We start from the raw sequence: 16,654 nt of genomic DNA on the forward strand, positions 1-16,654 counted from the left end.
GGGGCCGCCGGTTTTGTCTGGTGGGAGGTGGGGGCAAGCCCGGTTTTTCGGGCTGCAGCGGGAGCGGGCGGGTGAGAAAGGGTTGCGCCGGCAGGAGGTGGGCGCTATGAATGCGCGCGGCTGAAGGATCCGGAGAAGAATTCGGGTCCACGTCGCGTTCCGCCCGGCGCATCGGTTCCTCACGACTGGGAGCGGTCAACGAGACGTGTGGATATGAAGTGGCCCCTTTTTTTTGCCGCCGCGGTGGTGCGTCCGGTGTCCACCGAGTGGGAGCTTGTTTACGTTTGGAGCCAGACGCGGCCGGAGGCGAAGGTCATCATCGTCTGTTTGTTCCTGTTTTCGGTGATGGCGTGGTCGGTGATGATCTCGAAGGCGATGCAGATGCGCCGCGCGCGGAAACTGAACCAGTACTTTTTGGAGGCGTTTCGGTCGCAAAAACGGGTTCTGGAGTTGTTCGATCGCCGGGTGCAGGCGGAGGGCTGTCCGTTGTTCGTGGTTTACCGGGCGGGATGCGCGGATTTGGACGCGCGATTGCGGGGTGCGGATGGAGAGACCCGCCGCCGGCACCTTTCCCTGAAGGGGATGGAGCATGTGAAGCGGGTGCTGGAGAACGCGGTGGCGCAGGAGGCGTTGAAGCTGGAGTCGGGACTGATCCTGCTGGCGATTGCGGTGAGCGGGGCGCCGTTTCTGGGTTTGTTGGGGACGGTGTGGGGGGTGATGAGCACCTTCGCCGGTGTGGCGCAGCAGGGGGTGGCGACGCTGACGGCGATGGCGCCGGGGGTGTCGGCCGCCCTGAGCACGACGGTGGCGGGGTTGTTGGTGGCGATCCCCTCGATGTTCGGCTACAACTGGCTGGTGCATCACCTGCGCGTGTTGACGGTGGAGCTGGACAACTTCGCGCAGGAACTGGCCTCGCGGATGGAGACGGAGTACCTGACGGAGGAGTGAGGCCGCGGCAGGGAGGCAGCACATGCGCCGGTTCAGCCAACGCACGCACCTGGTGACGCTGAGCGAGATCAACATCACGCCGCTGCTGGATCTGGCGTTTGTGTTGTTGATCATCTTCGTGATCACCACGCCGCTGTTGGAGCAGAGCCTGCCGCTGAAGCTGCCGCAGGGCGGGCAGCCGGACGTGCCGTTGGATCCGCGGCTGGTTCGAACGGTGGAGATCACCGCGCAGGGGGTGTACGTTCTGGACCGGCGTCCGCTGCGGTTGGATCAGCTGGAGGCGGTGCTGGCGGCGGAGTACCGGGCCAACCCGAATCTGGTGGTGTACATCCGTGCCGACGAGAACGGTCCGTACAAGCATGTGGCGGCGTTGTTGGACCGTTGTTTGCGGCACGGGATCACGCGATTTTCGCTGCGGACCGAGGCGGTGCGACGATGATGGACCGTTGGCAACGGCGGGGTTTGGCGGTATCGCTGGCGCTGCACGCGCTGTTGTTGGCGGTGCTGGTGCTGGGGCCGGCGTTTCGTGCACCGGACCGGTCGTTGCCGGACCTGCCGGTGATCGAGTTCGTCCCGTTGCGGTTGGTGGACGAGCCGGATTTCCGGGGAGGCCAGCGTGAGGTTCAGCCGCCGCCGCCCCAACCGAAACCGCCCGAGCAGGCGCCCCCTGAACCGGCGGTGCGCCGGGAACCGCCCCGCGCGGAAAGGCGGCCTGAACCGGCCCCGGAACCGCGGGTGGAACCGGCGTCGCGGCCGGAACCGAGCGCCCGGGCGAGCCGCCGGTTGCCGGAGGTGAGCACGCGGCTGGTGCGGCGTCCGGTGGAGGGTCGGCAGAGTTCCGGCAGCCGCGCGGACGAGGCGGAGGTGCGGGCAAGTCAGGAGGCGTTGCAGCAGGCGTTGAACCGGTTGCAGGAGCTGGCGCGGTCGAGCACCGAGGTGGGGGTGCCGGGTCCGGGCGGGGAGGCATACGCCAACTATGCCCAGTACGTGAAGACGGTGTACACGCGGGCGTGGTTGGTGCCGCCGGATCTGGATGTGGAGGATGCGACGGTGGTGGCCTCGGTGACCATTGCGCGGGACGGGACGGTGTTGTCGGCGCGGATCATTCGGGGCTCGGGGCATCCGGGTGTGGACGCCTCGGTGCAGCGGACGTTGGACCGGGTGCGGACGATCGGGAGGGAATTCCCGGCCGGGAGCCGGGAGGATCGCCGGACTTTTACCATTCATTTCAACCTGAGAGCGAAGCGATTGACGGGATGAAACGCGACCTGTTTGCGAGCTGGTGGTGGTTGGTGTGGGGTTTGTGGATGGGGGCCGGGTCCGGCCTGGCCCAGGAGATCCAGATTCGGAAGGAGGTGTTGTGGCAGCCGGGGACGGGCCGGCCGATTCCGATCGCCCTGAGCGGGTTCGAAGGCGAGGCGGCTTCGGTGCTGCGGTTCGATCTGGAGGTGGCGGGTTTCCAGGTCACGGGAACGGACACGGCGCTGTTCGAGCTGAAGGGCGGCAGGAGCGGCGGCGGCCTGGAGGGGGCGCTGCTGGATCGGGAGTCGAAGGTCACCTTGTGGGCCCGGGTTTACAACGGGGGGACGCTGCGCCAGCAGGCGCATGCGATGGCCGACGACGTGGTCCTGGCGGTGACGGGCCGGCCGGGGATCGCGCAGACGCGGATTGCGTTCAAGGTGGAGTCCGGCGGCGCGAGCGAGATTTACGTGAGCGACTATGATGGACACGGTGCGCGTGCGGTGACGCAGGACCGGTCGCTGGTGGCGGCGCCGTGCTGGTTGCCGGGTCGCCTGGTGCTGTACTACACCAGTTACAAGAGCGGCAATCCGGACATCCTGCGGCACGATTTGACGACGGGCCGGCGGGAGGTGGTGGCGGGACATCCCGGTTTGAACACCAGCGCGGCGCTTTCGGCGGACGGGCAGCGTCTGGCCATGATCCTGAGCAAGGACGGCGCCACGGAGTTGTATGTGGCCCGTGCGGATGGCAGCGGGTTGAAGCGGCTGACCTTCAGCCGGGAGGACGAGTCGTCGCCCACGTGGTCGCCGGACGGGCGATGGATCTGTTTTGCCACGCGGCAGAACGGGCGGCGCGTGCTGGCCCGGATTTCCCCGGATGGGGGATCGTTGCAGCGGATCGTGACGGCCGGGGTGGCGAATCCCTCCGAGCCGGACTGGTCGCCGGACGGCAGGTGGATTGCGTTCACCGCGCAGATGGGAGGGTTCGAGATCTGCGTGGTGCCGGCCGAGGGCGGGGCGGCGACGGTGTTGGTGAGCGGGGAGGACCCGAGTTGGGCGCCGAACTCGCGCACGCTGGTATTCACCCGCCGGGTGGGGGGCGGGAAGGTCCTGTCTTTACTTGACGTGGCCACGCGGCAGGTCAAGGATGTCGCGCGGGTTCCGGGCAACAGCTCGCAACCGAGTTGGGCGCGGTAGGTGGCATCCGGACGGAGTCGACGAACATGAAACATGCACGGTTTTTTGTGGTGGGCGTGCTGGCGCTGGTGCTGGTGGGATCGGTGACCGGTTGCCGGCGGAGTCCGCAGGGGATCACACCTCTTCCTGCCCCGGCGCGGGTGGGTCCGAGTGAACCCCCGCCGGGTGGGATCATCGGCGCGCCGGGCGGCCCGGGTGTGAGCGGGGCCGAGTTGCCGAGTCCGGTGGGGACGCCCCTGCCGCCGCGGGGCAATTACGAGGGCTGGCCGCAGGATCGGGAGACATTCAAGGCCCAGACGGTGTACTTTGATTTCGACAGCTCGGTGATCAAGAATGCGGAGCGGCCGAAGATTGACGTGGTGGCGGCGCATTTGAAGGCGAATCCGTTCCACGCGGTGATCATCGAGGGGCACTGTGACGAGCGGGGCACGGAGGAATACAACCGCGCCCTGGGCGAGCGACGAGCGCTGGCGGTGCGGGAGGTCCTTCTGGCGGCCGGGATTGAAGCCGAACGGATCGTCACCATCAGCTACGGAGAGGATCGGCCGGTGGACCCCGGCCACAACGAGGAGGCGTGGCGGAAGAACCGGCGCGCCGAGTTTGTTCTGTTGACGCCGCCGCGGTGAAGTCGGCGTGCTGTGGTTCGGGGGCTTTACGAGGCCGGGTTCCTGCACTAGAGTAGCTCGGTTGTGGCCCATGCGGCGGAGCAGCTCTTACCGGACGGGATACCGGGAGGGTGTCGGCGCCGGTGGGTGGATTCAGAAGGCGAACGCTTGGCGGGCGGCAGAGACGGGGGTCGCAAGTGAGAAAGGTGTAGAGAGGTGTCATGAGCAACGGGATCATGTTGGCGTTCCTGGGGTGGGGCGAGGTGATCTGCATTCTGGCGATTCTGCTCCTGCTGTTCGGGGCGAAGAAGTTGCCGGAGCTGGCGCGTGGGCTGGGCAAGGGTATTCAGGAATTCAAGAAGGCCACGCAAGAGGTTCAGAGCGAACTCGAGCGGGTCATTGAAGAACCTCCTCCGCCGCCCCCCCGCCCGATCAACCCGCCCTCGAATCAGGGTGCGTCCAGCCCTCCGGGTGCCGGCACACCCACTTCTGCTCCGGGTGCCTGAGTTGGGCTGCCTGATCCGGGAACGGACCATCTTCGATGGCCGGCGAGAGCGAGGATATTTGGCTGGACGAAGAAGAGAGCGAAGGAGGTCCGGTCAAGCCGTTCTTGGAACACCTTGAGGACCTGCGGTGGACGCTGATCAAGGTGTTCGCCTCGCTGGCCGTGGGGATGCTGGTGTGCTTGGTGGCCGGCAACCACCTGGTCAGTTTCCTTGTTTATCCGCTGAAGGTTGCGTCCCGCTTTCACACCCCCGCCCCTTCGAGCGTGCTGACGGTGGAGTGGGGAACGAACGTGCTTGCGCGGGTGGATCGGTCACTGGCGCAGCGTTGGCTGGGTGGGCTGGCCACCAATGTGCAGGCGCTGCAGGTGGTGCCGGAGCAGGTGGAAGGGCGATGGGTGCTTGCCTTGAAGCCGGAGGAGCGCCCGCAGGCGCCGGAGCCGGACACGTTTGTCCTTCTGAAGAACTACAGTCCGATCAGCGCGTTCATGGTGGCGATCAAGCTGGCCCTCTATGGAGGGTTGGTGCTGGCGCTGCCGTTCATGTTGTACTTCATCGGTGATTTCGTGCTGCCAGCCCTGAAGGTGCACGAGAAGCGGTTCGTGTTGCGGGCGCTGGCCATCGGGGGGGTGTTGTTTCTTCTGGGGATGGCCTTCTGTTATTTCGTGATGTTGGAGGTGGCCCTGAGCGCGACGGTGCAATTCTCGGCCTGGCTGGGATTCCGTGCGGACGAGTGGCGGGCGGAGGATTACGTGACGTTCGTGTCGTTGTTCATGCTGGTGATGGGGGTGAGCTTCGAGCTGCCGATCGTGCTGTTGGCGCTGGTCAAGGTGGGCCTGCTGGATTACGAGAAGCTGAAGAATTTCCGGTCGTACTGGGTGGTGGTGGAGCTGGTGTTGTGTGCGTTCCTGACGCCGTCGGGCGATCCGTTCACGATGCTCTTGATGGCGTTCCCGGTGCACCTGTTGTACGAGGTGAGCACGTTCATCGCGTGGTTGTGGTGGCGGAAGGAACGGCGATTGGAAGCAGCCGGTGAGAAGTGACCTCGCGTCCGGGGGCCGCCCGTGGCGGTGCCCGTGCACAGCCGGTCCCGTGCATTTGACGATGCTCCCCCATGACGGCCCCGGGAAGGGCCGCTGCCGCTGCTGTTTGCCCGGGTGAGTCCCCGTCAGACACGCGCCCCGCCGGTGGGCTTCCTGCCTGCCTGCGTACGTCACTTGCTCACGGATTGGGACCGGACCGCGTGGTGTCGTGCGGGGGTGGCTGCCTGCCGCGGGTGTGGAGGGTTCGGCCCTCGCGGCCGGGGTGGCTTGCGGGTTGCCGGGCTGCTCCCCGCCTGAACCGGAGGATCGCGGCACACGGATCGGGATGCAGGGCCGGTGGTCCCGTGGCCCGTTTTCGGACCGCCGACGCGGGCAGACCGGGCGCAAAGCAGTGGCGAAGTCTGCGACGACCCTCCGGCTTGCAACGGAGTCCCGATGATTCAGGAAGCTCGCGCCGCCGGGTGCTTGACAGGGTCCGCAACGGCCGTCAGGATTGCCTTGTTGTCAGGGCTTCAACAGTTTCGTCACGGGTATATCACGGGGAATTATGAAGACATCCGACGGCTCGCGGTTGTGTTGGGGGAATGTTCTTTTTCCGTTCTGGGCTCGGGTTCTTCAAGTGGCCGTGGCGGTGTTTGGGGCGGGTGAGGCTGGGGCGGCGGTCTCGCTGTCGGTGTCGCCCTCGTCGGCCCCTGCGACGTACGCCGGTATGGTGGAACTGACCGCGCAGGGCCTGCAGCCGGGGGAAACGGTGGCGATCCGACGCGGGCTGGATCTGAACGGCGACGGTATGTTGGGCGGTGACGAACCGGTTACCCTGGTGGTGACGGTCACGGATGACGCCGTGCCGTTGGTGGCGGGTGTGACGAATTGGAATGTACCTTTCGATCAGGACCCTGCGGCCGGCAGCCTGAAAGTGCGGTTGAACTATTACCAGACGTGGCTGGACCACGCGGTGGGTACGAACGTGTGGGAACTTTCCAGTCCGACCGGCCGATTCTCCGCGGTCCGCGCCACGCAGGCATTGACCCTGCCATCCCTCAACCAGGGCGTGCAAGGCGTGGTGCGAGGTGGAGGGACGAACCAGCCGCATGCGATGGTGGTGGCGTTGGACGTGATGGCCGACCAATCTCTGGCCGCCGTGGCGGTGGCGGATCGACAGGGTCGATACGAACTGCGGTTGCCCCACGGGTTGTATGCCGTGATCGCTGCGAAGCCCGGCTGGGTTACGGACGTGGAAAGTGCGTTTCTTGTGGGGTTGGATGCCGGGCAGATGGTGACTGCGGACCTCGATCTGTTGCCCCCTTCGAGGACGCTCAGGGGCCGGCTGGTGCGCGCCGATCTGCCCGACGAGGGATTGCCTGCCGTGTTTTTGGATGCGGAGTCGGATAATGGTTTGTTTGCTCCGGGTTGGACCGATGTGGATGGCAACTTCGAGCTGGCTGTTCGCGGCGGGACCTGGTACGTGGAGCCGGCCTTCGAAGATCTGGCCCTTCATGGGTGCCTGTACGCCTCGGCAGAACAGGGGTATCTGACAAGCACCGGCAGCGTGACCGGGGTCCGACTGGAGGCGGTTGCTGCCAACGCGGCATTTTACGGTCGAGTCCTCGATGCGGGAGGCCAACCGCTGGCGGGTATTCGACTCAATGCTCACGGTCAGACGGGCAGCCGGTTCTATGACGGGCATGATCCGGTGACGGATGACCAGGGCCGCTACACGGCCATGGCCGTGGGTGGCACGCCTTCGTGGTGGTTGTTGCGGGCCGACCCGCTTCTGAACCGCGGGCTGACCAACCACGTGGTATCGGGTTTCCGTTTCAACCAGGCATTTGCCCCGGGTCAGGCAGTGGCGCAGGACCTGCGTGTGCTGCAGGCCACCAACCAGATCACAGGGACCGTCCGGGATGTAGAGGGGTTGGGGGTCATGGGGATCGGCGTGTTCGGCTGGTGCAGGCTCGGCGGTGAAACGTACTACGGCTCGGGCGGGTGGACCGACCCGGCGGGACGATATCGGATGCCGGTGGCGGGGGATGCATGGCAGATGCAACTGGCGTGCGACGAACTGCAGGACGGGGGTTACAACTGCGTGCCCGTGCAGTCGGTAACCGTTTCGGCCGGGGGCGCCGTGGTGGATTTCGTGGTGTTTCCGCAACCCGCACCGGGCATGAGTCAGCCGAGGCGGCTCGGCCCCAATCAGTTCCAGTTCCAGGTTCACGGGTTGCCCTTCACGACCTACGAAGTGCAGGTTTCCAGCGATTTGCGTCAGTGGCAGACGCTCACGACCGTGACGCCGGCCATGGAGGGGCCGGTTTACACCAACGCGCTCGTCACGGATTTCGTGGCCGGTGGGCCTCAAAGGTTTTACCGGTTGTTGCGCCGGTGAGGAGCGAGCCGTTATTGCGCTGTTGGGCTGTCCGTCGAAAGCGGGAAGCCCGCCGGTGAGGCGGCGCTTGTTCGTCCGCCCTCCGGTGTTAGAATGCTTCTGTGAGCGAGACTGCGAGCAAGCCTCTGAAGATGGTCACCTGCGACGGTTGTCATACCAAGGTGTTCATCCCGGGTGACCTCGAACCGTTGTCCACCGTTCCCTGTTCCAAGTGTGGTCATCCCATCATGATGCCGATGATGCTGGAGCACTTCGAGCTGCGCAGCGTCATCGGCAAGGGGGGCATGGGCAAGGTGTACCGCGCCTACGACACGGTTTTGCAGCGGATGGTGGCCATCAAGTTGATGCGGCCCGAGCTGGCGGAGGATCCGAAGCAACTGGAGGCGTTTTACCGCGAGGCGCGGATCTGCGCCTCGCTGAACCACACCAACATCATCCACATCTACAGCTTCGGGAACTGGCACGGTCAGTTGTATCTGGTGATGGAACTGGCGGACCAGGGGAGCCTGGATTCTCGAATCGAGGCGCAGCATCGCCTGCCGGAGCTGCAGGTGTTGGACATTGGGATCAAGATCGCGTCCGCACTGGACCTGATGCTGAAGCACAACCTGATCCATCGCGACATCAAACCGGGGAACATTCTGTTCAATGCGGACAATGAGCCGAAATTGGTGGATTTTGGCCTGGCCCGGCGTGCGGATGCGCCGATCACCGACGAGGACGGTGCGTGGGGCACGCCCTACTATGTGGCGCCCGAGAAGGTGAAGCGGGAGGGGGAGACCTTTCTTTCAGACATGTACAGCCTGGGCGGGACCTTGTATCACGCGATCACGGGGCACGTGCCGTTCGAGGCGCCCACGGTGGAGGAACTGGTGGCGGCGCACGTGCATACGCCGTTGACCCCGCCCAATCTGGTCGTGCCGGAGATCACGCAGCCCACCAGCGACGCCATCTGCAGGATGATGGCAAAGAACCCTTCCGATCGCTTTCTGAGCTACGACGATCTGATCATGGCCCTGACGGCGGCGCGCAGTCAGTTGCTGGTGCAGCAGTTCACGTCCAAATCGGCCACCCAGCAGATCAAGGCCAAGACGAGTTGGTGGCGGCGCTGAGGGGTCGGGTCGGGCGAGCGGCGCAAGGGGTGGCGCTGCCCGGGCTGCGCCGGGTCGTTTCGTGTCAGGCGGAGGGTGGTGGCGGCGGAGCCGGCGGGGGTACGGCCTGGATGGCGGCGGTGTCGACCGGGGGCGGGGTGACGCGTGGCTGGCGGCGCATACCGTTCTGCAACCAGAGGCGCCAGACCATGACGAAGGCTTCGCGGATGATGTTCCCGCTCATCTTCGAGTGGCCCTGAAGCCGTTCGGTGAAGACGATCGGGATCTCCACCACCCGCATGCCCTGGCGCCAGAGTTTGTGGGTGAGCTCGATCTGGAAGCTGTAGCCGTTGGAACGGACGGCGTCGAGATCGAGTGCCTCCAGGGCCCGGCGGCGGAAGCATTTGTAGCCGCTGGTGGGGTCGGTGAAGGGCATGCCGGTGATCGCGCGCACGTAGGTGGCGGCGGCCTTGCTGAGCATGAGCCGGCTGAGGGGCCAGTTCATGATGCGGATGCCGCCGAGATAACGGGATCCCAGGACCAGATCGGCGTGCGCCGCTGCGATCAGGAAACGCGGGATGTCGTCCGGGTTGTGGGAGAAATCCCCGTCCATTTCGAAGACGAACTCGTAACCGCGTGCGAGGGCCCATTTGAACCCGGCCACGTAGGCGCGGCCGAGTCCTTCCTTTTGTTGGCGGTGCAGGACGTGGATTTCCGGGTGCCGGGCGGCCAGTTCGTCGGCCAGGCGACCGGTTCCATCCGGGGAATTGTCATCCACGACGAGCAGGTGCACCCGGACCGGCAGCGCCAGGAGGCGCTGGGCGATCAGGGGCAGGTTGTCCCGCTCGTTGTACGTGGGCACGATGACGAGGGCGTCACTCATGGCACCGGCCGTTCGTGGCCGCTACCAGTGGATACCCCCGGCCGGTTCGGTTTACAAGGGCCGAAATCCGGTGGCCGTGCAACGGGCCGGGGCGTGGGGTTGCCGGCCGGACCGTTGGGGCGGGGCGAGGGGGGCTGGTGGCGCGGGGCGGTTCCGGGTCGTGGCATAACACTTGCCAAAGCGCGGCCGACCGGTACCTTGGCCGTTACTTGTGACGACGCTCATGATCGAACCCGTGGTTCAAAGCTTGGTTTTTTTGGCACAGGCCCGGCCGGGTCAGGAGACGCCGCCGTTGTGGACGTCCCTGGTTCCCATCGTGCTGTTTGTGGTGATTTTTTACGTGCTGTTCATTCGCCCGCAGCGCAAGCGGGAGAAGGAACACGCCGAATTGCTCAAGAAGCTGAAACCCGGTGACGAGGTGGTCACCAGCAGCGGGATCATCGGACGCATCACCTCGGTGAAGGATGACCGGGTCATTTTGCGGTCCGAAGATGCGAAGCTGGAGGTTTTGAAGTCCTCGGTGGCGCAGATCCGGCAGTCTTCGGGTCCTTCCTGATCGGGGGAACATCGGTTCTCTGAATTCGCGGGGTGCCTGTCATGGGACGGAACACTTGGAAATGGGTCGTGGTTGTCCTGGCGATCGCCTGGTCGCTTTACAACATTTATCCTCCCACCAGCCGGGACCTGGTGCAGGTCTTCCGCGAACGGGCCGTCAACAAGGACACCACCTTCTCGAACATCTGGTATCAGGTGGTGCAGTTGCAGCAGCAGCGCGCCGACCGGGCGTATGCGAATCTGCTGGAGGCGATCGGCACCAACGACATCCGCCGTTATTTTCCGTTCTACAACGTCGAGGGCGAGTCCCAGCCCACGCTGGCGATTCTGAACCGGCTGCAGCGTGAGGCGGCTGGGAAGATCCGTTTGGGACTGGACCTGCGTGGGGGCACCTCCTTTTTGCTGGAGATGGACACGAACCGGTTGGCCACGGTGGAGACGGTCACCAACCGGGCCGGCCAGGTGGAGACCCGGACCAACTATCTCAGTGAAAGCGAGGTGGAGACGGCCCTGGCCCAGGCCGTGGAGGTGTTGCGGCGGCGCGTGGACAAGTTCGGCGTGGCCGAGCCGATCATCCAACCGGCGGGAAGGAACCGGATTCTGGTGCAGTTGCCGGGCTTGTCCGAGGCGGATCGGCTGAGTGCGCAGCGGCAATTGCAGCGGGCGGCCTTCCTGGAATTCCGGCTGGTTCACCCGCGCAGTGACGAGCTGTTGCGGGAGGGGCTGATCGAACCCGGTTACGAGGTGCTGACGGAGGAACGGCGCAACCCGGACGGCACCAAGACGCTGCGGCGTTATCTGGTGAAGAAGCGGCCGGAACGCGGCATGACGGGTGCCTACATCAAGAGCGCCATGGTCGTGCGCGACAACCTGGGGCAGCCGCAGATCCATTTCCAGCTCACGCCGGATGGGGCGAGCTTGTTTGCCCAGATCACACGGGAAAATGTGGGCCGGCAACTGGCCATCGTGTTGGACGGGGTCCTGTACTCGGCGCCGGTGATCCGGGAACCGATCCTGACCGGGTCGGGTTCCATCTCGGGGAATTTCGACCTGCGGGAGGCGATCGAACTGGCCAATGTACTGGAGAATCCGTTGCGCGCACCGTTGCGGGTGGTGGAGACGCGCGACGTGGATCCCACCCTGGGGACGGACTCGATCCGCAGCGGCATTCGGGCGTGCCTGGTGGGCGGGCTTGCGGTGTGCGGTTTCATGCTGGTCTACTATCTGGTGGCGGGTGTGGTGGCCAACGTGGCGTTGTTGCTGAATCTCGTGCTCCTGCTGGGGGTGATGTGTTCGCTGGGGGCGACGCTGACGTTGCCGGGCATTGCGGGCATCGTGCTGACGGTGGGCATGGCGGTGGACGCCAACGTGCTCATTTTCGAGCGGATCCGGGAGGAGTTGGCCGCCGGCAAATCGCTCCGGGGAGCGATTGCGGCCGGTTACGAAAAGGCCTTCGGCACGATCCTCGATGCCAACCTGACGACGCTGATCGCCTCGGTGATCCTCATCAACATGGGCACCGGCCCCGTGAAGGGGTTTGGCGTGACGCTGACCATCGGTCTGGCGGTGAGCATGTTCACCGCGCTGTTCGTGTCGCGTCTGGTTTTCGATTTCATGGTGGACCGCGGCTGGTTGCGCTCGCTGCGCATGTTGCATTTGATCCGGCAGACGCAGATTGATTTCCTGCGATGGGCCAGGCCCGCGTTCATTGCCTCCTGGCTGCTGATCCTCGTGGGCAACGCGTACGGCATCTTCGTGCGCGGACAGGATGTCCTGGGTGTGGAGTTCACGGGCGGAGCCGACATCACGCTGGCGTTCGATCCGGAGCATCGGGTGGAGGTGGACCGCCTGCGCGCAGCGGCCACGGCGGCCAGTGGCGGGGACGTGCTGGTGGGTTACCAGCGTGATTTGGGGACGGGGAGCGACATCCTGCGCATTACCGCGCGGCTGCCGCGCAACGCGTCCGAGCAGGCCGTGGAGGGCCTGGCGCAACGGGTGGTCGAGGAGCTCCGGCGCCAATTCCCCGAAGCCGGCTGGAAGGTGTTGGGCGTGGACACGATCGGGCCGGTGATCGGGCGGGAGATCCTGCGGTCGGCCATCGTGGCGGCGGGTCTGGCGATGCTCGGCATTTTGGTTTACCTGGCGTTCCGTTACGAGTTTCCGTTCGCGCTCGCTGCGGTGGTGGCCACGGTGCATGATCTGTTGATGACGCTGGGATGGTATTGCCTGGCGCAGCATCAGATGAATGCCACGACGGTGGCGGCGCTGCTGACCATCATCGGCTACTCGATCAACGACACGGTGGTGGTGTTCGACCGGATCCGGGAAGACCTGAAGCTGGGCATGCGGGGTTCGTTCCGAGACATCATCAATCACGCGGTGAACCAGACGCTGAGCCGGACCTTGATCACCTCGGGGACCACTTTTCTGTCGGCGATGGCGCTTTACGTGTTGGGCGGGCCGGTGATCAACGATTTCGCGTTCACGCTCCTGGTCGGGATCATCACCGGCACCTACTCCAGCATCTACATTGCGGCCGCGCTGGTGTTGTGGCTGTACAAGGGGCAGCGCCCGGCCATCGGTCAGCCGGTGGCCGGCCAACCCGTGGCGAGTCAGCCGGCTGCGGCCGCGTCATCCCCGGCTGTGCGCGGCGTGGCCCCCGGTCGTGCCTGAGCCATGGAAGCCTGGATCGGAGTTCCACCCTGGCAGTGGGCCGTTTTCATCGCGTGCATTCTCTTTTTTCTGGCCCTGGACCTGGGTGTTTTCCATCGCCACGCCCACGTCGTTCGGTTTCGTGAGGCGTTGTGTTGGACGTGCTTGTGGGTGGGGATGTCGCTGGTTTTCGGCCTGGTCGTCGCCCCCCGCATGGTGGAAGGATGGACGCACCAGGAGACGTTGGAGTATCTGACCGGGTACCTGGTCGAGTTGTCCCTTTCGATGGACAACGTGTTCGTCATCGCGATGATCTTCGCGTACTTCCGCGTTCCGCCGGAGTATCAGCATCGGGTTCTGTTCTGGGGGATTCTGGGCGCGCTGGTGATGCGTGGGATCATGATCGCGGCGGGGGCGGCCCTGGTGCAGCGGTTTCTCTGGACGTTGTATATCTTCGGTGCGTTCCTGGTGGTGACCGGGGTCAAGATGCTCTTCAGCCGGGAGGAGGGGGTGCATCCCGAACGCAACCCGGTGCTTCGGGCGGCGCGCCGTTGGTTTCCGGTCACCAGCGATTACGTCGGACAACGGTTTTTTGTGCGGCAGGCCGGCCGGAGGGCGATCACGCCGCTGATGCTGGTGCTGCTGATGGTGGAGACCACGGACCTGATTTTTGCCGTGGATTCGATCCCGGCCATTTTCGGGATCACCACCAAGCCGTTCATTGTCTTCACGTCGAATGTGTTTGCGATACTGGGCCTGCGTTCATTGTATTTCGTGCTGGCGAATCTGATTGCCCTGTTCCGGTACCTCAAGACGGGTCTGTCGCTGGTATTGGTGTTCATCGGGGTGAAGATGTTGGTGGATCCGCACGGGCACAAGGTTCACTGGTGGCAGGTGGAGGTGCCCACGATGGTGGCGCTGGGCGTGGTGGCCGGAATTTTGGGCGCATCCATTCTGGCATCGATCCTCCAGGCGGCATGCGAGCGCCGGCCCGGTGGGGAAGCCTCGGCGAAGAACGCAGGGGGCGCGAGGCCGGCGGAACGCCCGTGAACCGGCGGAATGACCGCGCCGGGCTGGTGCCCGAGGAGGCGCCGGGAGGGATCAGGATGACCTCCCTAACACAGACGGAAGGCAACGAGTCGGCCCACGAGCCGCTCTCCCGGCAACTGGAACGTCTGTTGCGCGGACGGTCGGAGCAACCGCTCACGGCAAACGGGTTGCTGGCGGCGACGGGCGGCCGTGGCGGCTGGTTGGTGATGGTGTTGCTGGCACTGCCGTTTGTGGCCTGGGTGTCGGTGCCCGGTCTGAGCACGGTGGCCGGGCCGATGATCGCGATCCTGGCACTGCGGATGAGCTCCGGTCGGGTGCCGCGTCTGCCGGCCCGGTTGGGTGAGCGCCCGCTGCATCCCCGGACGCGGCAGGCCATTCTGACCGGCGGGTTGAGGGTCTGCCGGTGGATCGAGAAGGTGATCCGGCCGCGTCGGACGCGTTGGATTCGCCGGCCCTGGGCGCGGCGGTTTCACGGTTGGTTGATCGCGTTTTTGGCGATGTTGATGGCCCTGCCGTTGCCCTCGCCGCCGTTTTTCGGGTCGAACACGCTGCCGAGCTACGCCATCATCCTCCTGGCGTTCAGCCTGATGGAAGAAGACGGCTGGATGATCTGGGCCGCCTATCTGATGAGTGTGGTGGCCATCGGGTATTTCGTGGCATTGGGCGGCCTGGTGCTGTGGCATTTGAGCGAATGGATGGATCTGCTCCTGCGACTGTTGTGGTGGGCCGGTTGAAACCGCGATGGGAGCTGGCCCCGGCACAGCCGTTGCTGGCCGCGCATCTGGGGGAGCGATTGGGCGTGTCATCCCTGCTGGCGCAGTGTCTTCTGAACCGCGGGCTGACCGAGCCGGAGGCATGCCGGGCCTTTTTGGAGCCGCGGCTTGCGAGCCTGACGGATCCGTTTCTGTTGCCCGACATGCGGGCGGCGGTGGACCGCCTGGAACAGGCCCGGCAACGGGGCGAGACCGTGGTGATCTTCGGCGACTATGACGTGGACGGCGTGACCGCGTCAGCCCTGTTGCAGGAGGTGCTGGAAGGTCTGGGTTGGTCTTGTGCGGTGTACCTGCCGCATCGGTTCGACGAGGGTTACGGGCTGAGTCGCGAGGCGGTTACGAACTGCCTGCGCCGGCATCCCGCCAGGCTCCTTCTGGCGGTGGATTGTGGTTCCACGGCCTGCGACACCGTGGCGGAGCTGCGGGAGCAGGGCGTGGACGTGATCATCCTGGACCATCACCAGCCGGGTCCGCGCCGGCCGCCGGCGGTGGCTTTTGTCAACCCGCGCGCGTCCGGGGGCGGATCCGGCCCCTGCGAGGGCCGGGAGCTGTGCTCGGTGGGGTTGGCCTTCAAATTGGCGCATGCGCTGGTGAAAGAAGGCCGGCGCCGCGGAGAGGCCGAAGCCCACGGGTTGGACCTCCGGGACTGGCTGGAGCTGGTGGCTTTGGGGAGCATTGCGGACGTGGTGCCGCTTACCGGCGAGAACCGCATCCTGGTGAGAGCGGGTCTGGCAAGGTTGAACCGCACGAAGCGGCCCGGGCTGCAGGCGCTTTGCGAGGTGGCACGATGCGCGGGGGCGTTGGACACGTTCCACGTGGGGTTCCAACTCGCGCCGCGTCTGAACGCGGCGGGCCGATTGGAAACCGCGCAGACGGCGCTGGACCTTTTGCGCGCGTCTTCGCCCGAGGCGGCGCGGGCTCTGGCGACCCAACTGGATGATTGGAATCGCGAGCGGCAGGAGGTCGAACGCGAGATTCTCGGCGAGATCCGGCGTCGCCTGCAGGAGGGGTTCCGTCCGGAGACCGACTGGGTGATCGTGGAAGGCGATCCGGAGTGGCATTTGGGCGTGGTCGGCATCGTCGCGGCGCGATTGGTGCAGGAGTTTCACCGGCCGGCCCTGGTGCTGGGGGGTGATGGCGGGTGTCTGCGTGGGTCGGGCCGGAGCATACCGGGTTTCGACCTGGCGGCGGCGCTGCGTGCGTGCGGGGATCTGCTGGTGAGCCACGGGGGGCACGCCATGGCGGCCGGCGTGAGTCTGGAGCCCGACCGGCTGGAGGCATTCCGGCGCCGGCTCAACGATCTGGCCCACCGCACCCTGACCGCGGAAGCCCTGTGTCCGGCGCTCTGGTTGGATGCGGAGGTTCGGTTGTCCGACCTCACGCCGGAGGTGTTGGAGGAATTGGACCGGCTCAAACCGGTGGGGCCGGACAATCCGCCGGTGCACCTGGTGGCGCGCGGGGTGAGCCTGCAACGGCCGTTGCAGCGGTTCGGTCGGGAGCAGCGTCATGTACGGCTCTGGGTCACCGACGGCCGTGCGGTTTGTGAGACGATCTGGTGGTCCGGCGGGTTGGAGCCTGACCTGCCCGTGGGTACGTTCGATCTGGCCTTCGCCCCGCAGTGGCACGTCTGGAACGGGCGACGCCGGCTGCGCCTTCGCCTGCTGGACTGGCGGCCGGCCTGACGGGGCGGGCGGGGGCTTCCGCCGGCTGCGGCCGGTTTGCCGGGGCAT

General features: G+C 65.6%; 15 protein-coding genes. 14 read left to right on the plus strand and 1 reads right to left on the minus strand.

The window, feature by feature from the left end:
* The first annotated feature begins 213 nt into the window (after positions 1-213).
* The 9 genes from ACPDIX_RS12600 to ACPDIX_RS12640 all read left to right on the plus strand — a co-directional run bounded on the left by ACPDIX_RS12600 (position 214) and on the right by ACPDIX_RS12640 (position 9,032).
* Positions 214-948, plus strand: a complete 735-nt coding sequence (locus ACPDIX_RS12600) for a MotA/TolQ/ExbB proton channel family protein (protein WP_423432156.1) — start codon at positions 214-216, stop codon at positions 946-948.
* A 22-nt stretch (positions 949-970) separates the two neighbouring features.
* On the plus strand, positions 971-1,387 hold the full coding sequence (locus tag ACPDIX_RS12605) for an ExbD/TolR family protein (protein ID WP_423432157.1): 417 nt from the start codon (positions 971-973) through the stop codon (positions 1,385-1,387).
* On the plus strand, positions 1,387-2,208 hold the full coding sequence (locus tag ACPDIX_RS12610; protein WP_423432158.1) for an energy transducer TonB: 822 nt from the start codon (positions 1,387-1,389) through the stop codon (positions 2,206-2,208). The genes ACPDIX_RS12605 and ACPDIX_RS12610 overlap by 1 nt, the downstream gene beginning before the upstream one ends.
* Positions 2,205-3,386 carry an LpqB family beta-propeller domain-containing protein gene (locus ACPDIX_RS12615; RefSeq protein ID WP_423432159.1) on the plus strand — a complete coding sequence of 394 codons (1,182 nt, stop codon included), beginning with the start codon at positions 2,205-2,207 and terminating at the stop codon, positions 3,384-3,386. The genes ACPDIX_RS12610 and ACPDIX_RS12615 overlap by 4 nt, the downstream gene beginning before the upstream one ends.
* Before the next feature lie 26 nt (positions 3,387-3,412).
* Entirely contained in the window at positions 3,413-4,012 is a 600-nt protein-coding gene (gene pal, locus ACPDIX_RS12620) for a peptidoglycan-associated lipoprotein Pal (protein ID WP_423432160.1), read from the plus strand.
* Between the two features lie 200 nt (positions 4,013-4,212).
* Positions 4,213-4,497: a Sec-independent protein translocase subunit TatA/TatB gene (locus ACPDIX_RS12625; protein WP_423432161.1), complete on the plus strand. Its 285-nt coding sequence runs from the start codon at positions 4,213-4,215 to the stop codon at positions 4,495-4,497.
* Positions 4,498-4,532: 35 nt separating this feature from the next.
* Positions 4,533-5,537 (plus strand): twin-arginine translocase subunit TatC, encoded by a 1,005-nt coding sequence (gene tatC, locus ACPDIX_RS12630; RefSeq protein WP_423432162.1) that lies wholly within the window; start codon positions 4,533-4,535, stop codon positions 5,535-5,537.
* A 547-nt stretch (positions 5,538-6,084) separates the two neighbouring features.
* Positions 6,085-7,920 carry a hypothetical protein gene (locus tag ACPDIX_RS12635; protein WP_423432163.1) on the plus strand — a complete coding sequence of 612 codons (1,836 nt, stop codon included), beginning with the start codon at positions 6,085-6,087 and terminating at the stop codon, positions 7,918-7,920.
* A 101-nt stretch (positions 7,921-8,021) separates the two neighbouring features.
* Complete coding sequence (locus tag ACPDIX_RS12640) at positions 8,022-9,032, plus strand: serine/threonine-protein kinase (RefSeq protein ID WP_423432164.1); 1,011 nt, start codon at positions 8,022-8,024, stop codon at positions 9,030-9,032.
* A 64-nt stretch (positions 9,033-9,096) separates the two neighbouring features.
* On the opposite strand, the gene ACPDIX_RS12645 is transcribed toward ACPDIX_RS12640, so the two are convergent.
* Positions 9,097-9,894: a polyprenol monophosphomannose synthase gene (locus ACPDIX_RS12645; RefSeq protein ID WP_423432165.1), complete on the minus strand. Its 798-nt coding sequence runs from the start codon at positions 9,892-9,894 to the stop codon at positions 9,097-9,099.
* Between the two features lie 223 nt (positions 9,895-10,117).
* On the opposite strand from ACPDIX_RS12645, the gene yajC reads away from it, so the two are divergent.
* The 5 genes from yajC to recJ are packed head-to-tail and all read left to right on the plus strand — an operon-like array spanning position 10,118 to position 16,606.
* Entirely contained in the window at positions 10,118-10,450 is a 333-nt protein-coding gene (gene yajC / locus ACPDIX_RS12650; RefSeq protein ID WP_423432166.1) for a preprotein translocase subunit YajC, read from the plus strand.
* Positions 10,451-10,491: 41 nt separating this feature from the next.
* On the plus strand, positions 10,492-13,122 hold the full coding sequence (gene secD / locus ACPDIX_RS12655) for a protein translocase subunit SecD (RefSeq protein ID WP_423432167.1): 2,631 nt from the start codon (positions 10,492-10,494) through the stop codon (positions 13,120-13,122).
* A gap of 3 nt (positions 13,123-13,125) precedes the next feature.
* Positions 13,126-14,151, plus strand: a complete 1,026-nt coding sequence (locus ACPDIX_RS12660; protein ID WP_423432168.1) for a TerC family protein — start codon at positions 13,126-13,128, stop codon at positions 14,149-14,151.
* Positions 14,148-14,885 (plus strand): exopolysaccharide biosynthesis protein, encoded by a 738-nt coding sequence (locus ACPDIX_RS12665; RefSeq protein WP_423432169.1) that lies wholly within the window; start codon positions 14,148-14,150, stop codon positions 14,883-14,885. The genes ACPDIX_RS12660 and ACPDIX_RS12665 overlap by 4 nt, the downstream gene beginning before the upstream one ends.
* Positions 14,882-16,606 carry a single-stranded-DNA-specific exonuclease RecJ gene (gene recJ, locus ACPDIX_RS12670; RefSeq protein WP_423432170.1) on the plus strand — a complete coding sequence of 575 codons (1,725 nt, stop codon included), beginning with the start codon at positions 14,882-14,884 and terminating at the stop codon, positions 16,604-16,606. Before ACPDIX_RS12665 ends, recJ begins: the two co-directional genes overlap by 4 nt.
* The last annotated feature ends 48 nt before the right edge of the window (positions 16,607-16,654 follow it).

The organism is Limisphaera sp. 4302-co (assembly GCF_049537155.1).
Classification (GTDB): Bacteria; Verrucomicrobiota; Verrucomicrobiia; order Limisphaerales; family Limisphaeraceae; genus Limisphaera.